This is a genomic window from Alistipes sp. CAG:29 (assembly GCF_000435435.1).
In the GTDB taxonomy this organism is placed as follows: domain Bacteria; phylum Bacteroidota; class Bacteroidia; order Bacteroidales; family Rikenellaceae; genus Alistipes; species Alistipes onderdonkii.
Genome location: NZ_FR893507.1, coordinates 188,952 through 198,105 on the forward strand (window position 1 = coordinate 188,952; position 9,154 = coordinate 198,105).

Annotated in this window: 8 protein-coding genes and 1 tRNA gene; 4 read left to right on the top strand and 5 right to left on the bottom strand. The window is 52.6% G+C overall.

Going from position 1 to position 9,154, the window contains the following annotated elements:
- Positions 1-135 precede the first annotated feature (135 nt).
- A complete protein-coding gene (locus QVP03_RS13590; protein WP_022333932.1) occupies positions 136-1,002 on the bottom strand; it encodes a helix-turn-helix domain-containing protein in 867 nt (288 codons plus the stop codon).
- Positions 1,003-1,220: 218 nt separating this feature from the next.
- Here QVP03_RS13590 and QVP03_RS13595 point away from each other — a divergent pair, with 218 nt between their 5' ends.
- From QVP03_RS13595 to QVP03_RS13605, 3 genes are all read left to right on the top strand, one after another.
- Positions 1,221-1,895 carry a FadR/GntR family transcriptional regulator gene (locus tag QVP03_RS13595; protein WP_022333933.1) on the top strand — a complete coding sequence of 225 codons (675 nt, stop codon included), beginning with the start codon at positions 1,221-1,223 and terminating at the stop codon, positions 1,893-1,895.
- 9 nt (positions 1,896-1,904) lie between these two features.
- On the top strand, positions 1,905-3,137 hold the full coding sequence (locus QVP03_RS13600) for an MFS transporter (protein ID WP_022333934.1): 1,233 nt from the start codon (positions 1,905-1,907) through the stop codon (positions 3,135-3,137).
- Positions 3,138-3,247: 110 nt separating this feature from the next.
- Positions 3,248-3,769 (top strand): methylated-DNA--[protein]-cysteine S-methyltransferase, encoded by a 522-nt coding sequence (locus tag QVP03_RS13605; RefSeq protein WP_022333935.1) that lies wholly within the window; start codon positions 3,248-3,250, stop codon positions 3,767-3,769.
- Between the two features lie 253 nt (positions 3,770-4,022).
- Here QVP03_RS13605 and QVP03_RS13610 read toward each other — a convergent pair whose 3' ends face one another.
- Positions 4,023-4,985, bottom strand: coding sequence for a hypothetical protein (locus QVP03_RS13610; protein WP_022333936.1), 963 nt, complete (start codon positions 4,983-4,985; stop codon positions 4,023-4,025).
- A gap of 706 nt (positions 4,986-5,691) precedes the next feature.
- Here QVP03_RS13610 and QVP03_RS13615 point away from each other — a divergent pair.
- Positions 5,692-6,582, top strand: coding sequence for a HEPN domain-containing protein (locus QVP03_RS13615; RefSeq protein WP_022333937.1), 891 nt, complete (start codon positions 5,692-5,694; stop codon positions 6,580-6,582).
- A gap of 20 nt (positions 6,583-6,602) precedes the next feature.
- Here the strand turns inward: QVP03_RS13615 and QVP03_RS13620 are convergent, their stop codons facing one another.
- The 3 genes from QVP03_RS13620 to QVP03_RS13630 all read right to left on the bottom strand — a co-directional run.
- Entirely contained in the window at positions 6,603-7,514 is a 912-nt protein-coding gene (locus tag QVP03_RS13620) for an abortive infection family protein (protein WP_022333938.1), read from the bottom strand.
- 402 nt (positions 7,515-7,916) lie between these two features.
- A tRNA-Gly gene (locus QVP03_RS13625) sits at positions 7,917-7,989 on the bottom strand.
- Positions 7,990-8,212: 223 nt separating this feature from the next.
- On the bottom strand, positions 8,213-9,154 hold a 942-nt coding region (locus QVP03_RS13630), incomplete at its 5' end, for an aminotransferase class I/II-fold pyridoxal phosphate-dependent enzyme (protein WP_288210842.1).

The window sequence follows — 9,154 nt, forward strand, 5'->3', positions numbered from 1 at the left end:
CGCCAAACTTTGGGCGAAAATCGCATATTATTAGTGAAATACACACCAAAAGCACAACAAATACGGCTACCATTTAAAACATTTCAGCCCTACATTCTACAAAAAAAGAAGCCGGGCTTCCGCCCGGCTTAAAGCTCAGAAATGAATATTCTTCCGATACCGGGACGGGGACATGCCCGTGTACCTGCGGAAAAAGCGGCTCAGGGTAGACTGGTCGGGAAAATTGACACGCGCCACGATCGTCTTCAAGTCCATCGCCGATTCCCGGAGCAGCGCCTTGATCTCGAAAATCGTGAAGCAGACGATCCAGTCCCGTGCCGACTGCCCGCTGATCTCGTTCATCAGGTTGGTCAGGTACTTCGGAGTGATCCCGAGCCTCTCGGCGAAATACGCCACGTCCCTGTTGGGAGAATGTTCCTCGACGACCGTCCGCATGAACCGGAATGCCAGTTCTTCCTTATGGGTATAAGCAGTCTTTTCAGCCTGCGGATCATTGAGATAGATGGTGTAGACGTCCCAATAGAACACCCGCAAAAGTTGCATTACCGACTCACGGCGACAGATGACGGGAGCATTTTCGGCACGGTAAGCCAGCAAGTCGCAGAAATTCAGGAACCGCCCGACATACTCTTCCCGCGGCTCCGAGGCGATATGCGTGCGCATGTAAAAAAAGAAACCGGGCCTGGCCCTCCACAGGGAACTGAGGGTATCGGTAAACATATCGTGCGATATGCGGAAAAACCTGATCCCGAAATCGTCGCTTACCTCCTTGATGGAAATCAACTGCCAGGGAAACAGGGCAAGCACCATCCCGCGCACGATCCGGAAGCGATGGCTGAAAACCTGTACCGTAGCCGTACCCGACAGGCAGATGCCTCCGACCCCTTCCATAAGGTATACCGGACAATCGGATACCGGTAATTCGTCAGACTGTGTGTAGATACCGAACTCCCCGGGCTCGAGCAACCTGAAAAGTTTCGTATCGTCTTCATCTATATTCATTGTTACAAATTTAGATATTTGTCCGTTCTGAAAGCACCTCGCTTTTCACCAATAACATGCAAAAATTGCCGCACATGAAAATTCGTACTTTCATCCGCATTTCTCGGATCACAGCGGGTGAAGCTTCCTTGCCCGAACCTTTTTCCGCACGCAAAAGATCCCGGAAAACTTTGCCGGTTCGGAATTAATGCCTACCTTCGCGCAAAACATCAGATGATATGATGAAACCCGGTTCGAACATGCAACTCAGCAAGAAATCGCTGGCCGAAGAGCTGGCCGGCCGGTTGCAGGGGCAATTCATGTCCGGAAAATTCGAGGTGGGCGAAAAACTACCGCCCGAACCGGAGTTGATGCAGATTTTCGGGGTCGGCCGCTCGACCGTGCGCGAAGCGGTCAGAATCCTGTCCAACATGGGGTTCCTGAAGGTACGGCAAGGTGCCGGGACATTTGTCGAACGCCTCACGCCCCCGGACGAACCGATGGAGCGGCGCCTCGGGCGCGCCGACCTGCACGACCTGGACGAAGTGCGGAAAATACTGGAAGTCGCGATCGCCGAAAAAGCCGCCGAACGGCGAACGGCACACGACGCCGCAGTCCTCGAAAAGCACCTCGCGGAGCGGGGAGCGACCGCAGCTGCCGGGGCATTGCAGGCCTGTATCGAAGCCGACGTCAACTTCCACATCGCCCTGGCCGAGGCCACGCACAACGAAATCCTGTGCGAGCTGTACCGCTCGACGGCCGCCCATCTGAAAAAGAGGTTCAGCAATATATACAGGGACACGGAGTGCCTGCTCGCCACCCAGCCCACGCACGGGCAGTTACTCGGATACATCCTTGCCGGGGACGTGCGGAATGCCCGGGAGGCGATCACGCGGATACTCGAAGAACCATAGCCCGCAGCAATGGAGACGCTTACAAAACCCACGGACACACGCCTGCGGCGCTTCACGGAGACCGGAACAGTCTACCCGATACTGTTCATGATCAGCATCACCCACCTGCTGAACGACATGATGCAGTCGGTGATCCCGGCCGTCTACCCGCTCCTGAAGGAGAAATTCGGCTTCACGTTCGCCCAGATCGGAATCATCACGCTGGTTTTCCAGATGACCTCGTCGCTGCTGCAACCCTTCATCGGACTCTATGCAGACCGCCATCCGCGCCCCTACTCGCTCGCCGCGGGGATGTGCTTCACGCTGCTCGGGCTGTTCACCCTCTCCGTCGCCCCGGGCTTCGTACCCATCCTGCTGGCGGTAGGACTGATCGGCTGCGGCTCTTCGGTCTTCCACCCCGAATCCTCCCGGGTGGCGCAACTCGCTTCGGGAGGCCGGAAAGGACTGGCACAGTCGATATTCCAGGTCGGCGGCAACGCCGGGGGCGCCATGGGGCCGCTGCTGGCCGCGCTGGTCGTCATCCCCTTCGGGCAGGCCTCGATCGGCTGGTTCGCTTTGGCCGCAATCCTCGCCATCCTCATCCTCTCGAGAATCGGGAGGTGGTATAAACTTCGCCTCACCGTCACCGCAAACCGCCCCGCGGCAGCCGCAGCGGCCCCGGCACACCACCTGGGGAAACGCAAAATCCGCCTCGCACTGGGCATCCTGGGCGTACTGGTATTCTCGAAATACTTTTACATCGCCAGCATGACCAACTACTTCACATTCTTCCTGATGGATAAATTCGAAATCTCGGTGCAGGGGGCGCAGTACTGCCTCTTCACATTCCTCGGGGCATCGGCTGTCGGCACGGTCGCCGGCGGGCCGCTGGGCGACCGTTTCGGGCGTAAATACGTGATCTGGGGCTCCATCCTCGGGGCTGCGCCCTTCACCCTGCTGCTGCCCTATGCGAACCTGACCTGCACGATCGTGCTCGCCGTCATCATCGGACTCGTCATCTCCTCGGCATTCTCCGCCATCCTGGTCTACGCCACCGACCTGATGCCCGGCAAGGTCGGGATGGTCGCCGGGATCTTTTTCGGGCTGATGTTCGGCCTCGGCGGCCTCGGCTCGGCCTTCTTCGGCTGGCTGGCCGACAAGACCAGCATCGAATTCATCTTTCGGATCAGCACCCTGCTGCCCCTGTTGGGGATAATCACGGGTTTCCTGCCGAATATCGAAGGCAAAACGACAAACACATAACCGATGAAAGCATGCCAAATGTAATCGTACTACGCCCCCGGGCTGTTGCACGATAGCTTCGAGAGAAGAAGCCCCGGAAGATTCCAACCTTTACTTTAACCGATAACACCATGCAGTACATTTGTAAATACCAGTCGCCCCTCGGCGGGATAACGGTCTCCGCCGACGGCAACAGCCTGACCGGGCTTTGGTTCGACGGGCAAAAATACTTTGCCGCCACACTGCCGGCAGCACACGAAGAGAAGCAGCTCCCCGTATTCGACCAGACACAGCGGTGGCTGGACTGCTACTTCAGCGGGAAAAACCCGGGATTTACACCCCCGCTGGGCCCCGAAGGGTCGCCCTTCCGGCAGGCCGTATGGGAAATATTACTACAAATACCGTACGGGGAAACAATCACCTATAAGGATATTGCGGAAGAAATCGCACGGCAGCAGGGAAAGCAAACCATGTCGGCGCAGGCCATAGGCGGTGCCGTAGGGCACAATCCGATCAGCATTATCATCCCCTGCCACCGGGTCGTGGGCAGCGACGGCAGCCTGACGGGATATGCCGGCGGCATTCCTAAAAAAGTCGGGCTCCTCACCCTCGAACAGGCGAACATGTCCGGACTGTTCATCCCGGAAAAGTAATTCCCCCTGCGGAAGCAAAAGATCCGCCGACGGGTATAAAAGAAAAATCCTTACGACTTGCCGAAACTTGTCGTAAGGATTCTATTTTTGTTTTGGAGCGGGAAACCGGAAACCGATCCTGCAGTTTCTTTCCGTTATGTATCAGAATGTTATGGCGACCTTTCGGTTTTCAGCTCACCTTTTGCTCCTCGCTGCATTTCTATGTGTCAATACGAAGACAGACAGTCTTTTAGACAAAAACAAATCTTTTATTCTATCTATTTTGGCGGAGCATTTTATCATATTCGTCGAAATCCATCAGGTCGAACGATTCCACCCGCTCCCCCGCTTCCCGCCGGGCGGCTATGATCTCCAACAGTTGCCGGAATTGCCGGAACCGCCTTATCGCGTCGACCCCCGACGGGGTTTCCCGGCCTCCCGCCCACATATCATGCCTTACGGCATAGGCGTATGCGAACACTTTGAGCGAAAGATGATCGTGGCGCGGCGTTTCCCGCAGGCGGAATATCATGTCCGTATCGTCCGGGGTCGTCAGGTAATGATACCACCCCGGCGGCGCGGACTGCCATTTGCGCACGAAGATCATCGGAAGGTGTTCCGCCCGGATCACGAAATTATTGCGCCGCAGGTAGGCGACGCTCTGCCGAATCTCCTGATAGGGATCGTAGTAAGGGCCTCCGTATATTCGGTACTGCTTCCGGTCGGCCGGATAATGCAGGCTCGCATAGCCGGGATGGAGAAGTTCGTACTGCACGGGCAGCGGCACGGCCATATCCGTCAGCAGTTCGCGCATCAGTCCGACCATTTGTGCCCCGGCATGGTGTTCTTGAAAAACGAGCAGGTCGCAACGCTCGATAAACAGCCGGAACAGCTCCGGAGGCGAAAAACGCTCCGCGCACCGTTCCATCACCTCCCGACGATCCGCCGCGTCGATAATCGGGTTGCATTCGGCGGCTTTGCCGTGCGAAATGTTTTGCAGATATTCCCGCCATTGCCGGGCCGTCAGCACGACGGCGACCTCCAGCCCGGAGTGCTTCGCTCGTTGTTCCAAAAGACAGGCCGCAACCGACCGCTCGGCTTTGCCCGTCAGAGCGATCAGCACCCGGACGCGCGACATGGATTTCAGATAGTATGCGGCGAGTTGTTCGAAATACTGCGCCGTGCGGAAACCGCAGCCGCAGCCGTACAGGATGCCGAGGGTAAAGGCTGGTTCCATAGTTTGTGGTTGTCGGATTAAAAAGCGGATGCGGGGCCGAAACAATCAAGTGACGCAACTTCACAGATTGAAGAATTCGTTTCGGCCGCCCGCATCCGCATAATAAAAAGGACGGCCGGGCACGGGATTACTTGCGTGTTACTACCAGATTTCAGGGCCATGTCCGCCGTCCTTGTGAAGCCCCCGGCAGACACGGCAATGCCCGCCGACCAAGGGCCGACGGATGCCAAAAACGCCTCTTTTCGATTGATTTGCCGTGACATAATACCGGGGTTGAGATTGTGGGAGTGCGCCCCGGATAGAAATAAAAAAGGGGCGCATTTGCAGCCCCGTTAAGCAGGTCGTGGAAAACCCGAATCAGTAAGCTGTCCTGCGCCCTTGCCTGCCCCGCCCGTAAAGGGCAGGACATAACAAGGACTGACAACTATTATACCTGATTCAAACCCTCTCGAAAGAGGTTTCCACGTTTGCTTAACGGTATAAAGAGTTGTTTACCCTTTATATGTTATGTCCGTCGGCTATGCCGAATCGAGATAATTCCTTGAAGTTTGCATAGTAGTTGCTTGCCAGTTTGTTCCCGGACGGCTTCTGCCGCCCCTATACAACGAAACTGCTTCAAGGAATCGTGAAACAAATATACGAACAATTTCGAATCTAATACCAACGGGCCGTGTGTTTTTGGAAAAATCTTGCTAATTTTGTAGGTATGAAGAACTCCATCGACTTTCTGCCCGAACGCAAACAGCGGGATTTACACGAATTGGCCGCACTGATCCGCGACGAGGTGAAAGATGTCGTTATGATTATCCTATACGGGAGTTATGCGGCGAATACCTATGTCGAACGCGACGAACGGCGCGACTACGGCGTGCGGACAATCTACATGAGCGACTACGATCTGCTGGTCGTTACCAAGCGTCGGCTGGGAGAACGGGAAAGCACGGTAGAGGCCCGCGTTAGGGAGCGGTTTGCAGCCGGGAAGAACGACGAGAACCTGCCCCGACCCCAGATTATCAACGAAAGCATCTCCAAGCTGAACGACGCCCTGACGATGGGACGTTATTTCTACGTCGAGATCGTCGCAAAGGGAATCATGCTCTACGATTCGGGCGAATGTCTGTTAACCACACCAAAAGAATTGGACTATGCGGAGATTAAGGCAATGGCGGAAGAGTATTATACAAGCAAATATATTCGCGCTACATATTTCTTTGATGACGCTATTACTAACATCCACAAAAACAGATTTGTCCAAGCATCTTTTTATCTTCACCAAGCTGCCGAGTATTTTCTAAAAGCTATCCCGTTGGTTTATATTCTTTACGGGTATAAAGAACATGATCTTGAATTTCTGATCGGGAAATGTAAACCCTATACGCTGGAATTGGCAAAAGTATTCCCCTGCGACACGGATGAAGAAAAACGCCTGTTCGACCTGCTGCGCCGCGCCTATCTGGAAGCCCGCTACAATGACAAATTCGTTGTAACAAAAGCCGACATCGACGCCCTCGTCCCCAAGATCGAACTACTCCGCGACATTGTGGAAAAGGTCTGCGAAGAACAGATTGTAGAATATAAACGTTTGAGTGGGAGATAATCTCCACTCTGTTATTGTTATTAATTCTGCAATGGCGTTGTTTCTCCATTAATTTGCAAAATGAAAACTACTATATTTGAAACAATTGACACGACAAATTCTACATATTGAGGCTCTAATCTTTTGAAAGATGCCTCTTTGCCATGGCCAGATCCATACCCATTACGCAATTCTGAAACTCCTTGAATAACACTATTTAAACCGCTCAAAATTTGGCGTATTGAGCGGTCTGCTTGTTCTTTATTACTGGCCGAAGATGATTCTAATATTCCTACTGAATTGATAGTTTCCTTAAAAAGTTTTGAAAGGGTCATATCGTCTGTATATGAGATTTTTTTCTCCGATAAAATACTTTTACATACGATTTCCAATAATTCTTTTGCGCTGCCTAAAGCCAAATCAGTATTTGTTTTGACCATAGATTTCATCAAATTTACTTTTGACAGGACATATTCAGAATCTAAATATTGCTGTATTGATTTTTCTTGAATATCAATGCCTGTTTCTATTTTTCTCACACCATATATAGGCATTGAGGAAATATTATATCGAATATATAATTCATATCCATCACCTCGTAAATATCTACTATATATAGCTTTGAGCTTATCTAAATCTTCCTGTTTGTGCATTACAGCCGGATTTAGTGTTTCACATATAAAACGAATAAATAATTCATCGTTACAGTGTAACAAATTAAAACGGCTGTCGTTAAACATCCAAGTAATAGTTTCGTAGTCGCCAAATCGAGAATGACAACTAATATCTCCAAATGCGGTTTTGTATCGTTTGTCTTGAGATGGCAATTGTTCTAAATCAAATATTCTATTTAGAAATTCGGCGTCATTCAACTTTCCGCAAATAGATATTTTAGAAGTTTCTATTTCATCTGCGATTAACTGTCGCGTGATAGACGTTATATTATTTGACATATTTCAGATTTTTTTCCAAAAATAGCATTTTATAAAGTATACAAGAAATTATATGTATTAAATCAAAGATGCCTTCCCCGTTTTCTCGGCGAGTAAGTTCTAACACGCGGCCTCGGTTTCTGTTGCTGTTCCGGTTTGACCTGCGGCTTTGTGTCGGGCTTCATCTCTTGCGGCTGTTGCACGGATAATACGCTCTCGGTCAGCATATCTTTCTGTCCGGGCTTTGATTCCACCCCGAACCGGGATCGGCAAACAGTTCCGCCCTATTTGCGGTATCCACCCCATCGCTCTTTAGCAGGCAGGCTTTTTTTACAACTTCAACCCAAAAACGAAAAAACCTTACATATCATTGATACATAAGGTTTTTGCTCTTTATTGCCGCCTCTTTTCAAAGGCTCCGGGAGCGGAAAACGAGACTCGAACTCGCGACCCCAACCTTGGCAAGGTTGTGCTCTACCAACTGAGCTATTTCCGCAATATGTTTTTCGGCCTGCGAAAAGGCTTTCACCCCTCCTTCCGGCATCCGAAACTCGCGTTTCGGGATTGCAAATATAAACTGAAAAATTTATTCTGCAAAATTTTCCGGCGAATTTTGTCGCAAAACGATGTCCCCGGCCTTCGGAAAAGCCGGGGACACCCGTATGGGAAACCCTTATATCCGGGCGGCGGAATGAACCGGCCTGCCGGGAACCGGGGAATTAACGAACCAGGAAACCTTCGTCGGCACGCACCGGGATGGGCAGTTTGGCATAAATACCATCCTGGAGCTTGCTGCGTACGGCCTTGAACGCCTCGATGGTGACATTCACGTCCTCGAGGGTATGGACTGCGGTCGGGATGATGCGCAGGATGATCTCGCCTTTCGGGATTACGGGGTAAACGACCATCGAACAGAAGATGCCGTGGTTCTCACGCAGGTCAACGACCAGGTTCGTAGCCTCGGGGATGCCGCCCTTCAGGAAAACGGGCGTCACGGGCGAATTGGTCACGCCGATCTCGAAGCCGTTCTCTTTGAGGCTGCTTTGCAACACGCGTACGATCTCCCAGAGTTTCTGCTGGTATTCGGGGTGGTTGCGGATCAGCTCCAGGCGTTTCAGGGCACCGATAACCATCGGCATCGGGAGCGACTTGGCGTAAAGCTGCGAACGCATGTTGTAACGCAGCAGGTTGATCAGCCAGCGGGGGCCGCAGACGAATGCACCGATACCGGCCATCGACTTGGCAAAGGTGTTGAACAGCACGTCTACGCCGTCCACTACGCCGAAATGCGACGCCGTACCGCGGCCGCCCTCACCCATCGTACCGAAGCCGTGGGCATCGTCGACCAGAAGGCGGAACTGGAAATCCTTTTTCAGGGCCACGATCTCGTCGAGCTTGCCCAGGTCGCCTTTCATGCCGAAGACACCCTCGGTGATCACGAGCACGCCGCCGTTCTGCTCTTCGGCCAGGTCGGTGGCATGCTGCAATTGCAGGCGCAGCGACTCCATGTCGTTGTGGCCGTATACGAAACGCTTGCCCTTGTGCAGGCGCAGGCCGTCGATGATGCAGGCATGCGCTTCGGCATCGTAGACCACCACGTCGCGCGGCGTCAGCAGGCAGTCGATGATCGAAATCATGCCCTGATAACCGAAGTTCAGCAG

Coding starts and splice junctions, on each gene's coding strand:
- QVP03_RS13620 (WP_022333938.1), bottom strand. CDS start 7,514: ATGTCAAATAATATAACGTCTATCACGCGACAGTTAATCGCAGATGAA.
- QVP03_RS13590 (WP_022333932.1), bottom strand. CDS start 1,002: ATGAATATAGATGAAGACGATACGAAACTTTTCAGGTTGCTCGAGCCC.
- QVP03_RS13605 (WP_022333935.1), top strand. CDS start 3,248: ATGCAGTACATTTGTAAATACCAGTCGCCCCTCGGCGGGATAACGGTC.
- QVP03_RS13595 (WP_022333933.1), top strand. CDS start 1,221: ATGATGAAACCCGGTTCGAACATGCAACTCAGCAAGAAATCGCTGGCC.
- QVP03_RS13600 (WP_022333934.1), top strand. CDS start 1,905: ATGGAGACGCTTACAAAACCCACGGACACACGCCTGCGGCGCTTCACG.
- QVP03_RS13610 (WP_022333936.1), bottom strand. CDS start 4,985: ATGGAACCAGCCTTTACCCTCGGCATCCTGTACGGCTGCGGCTGCGGT.
- QVP03_RS13615 (WP_022333937.1), top strand. CDS start 5,692: ATGAAGAACTCCATCGACTTTCTGCCCGAACGCAAACAGCGGGATTTA.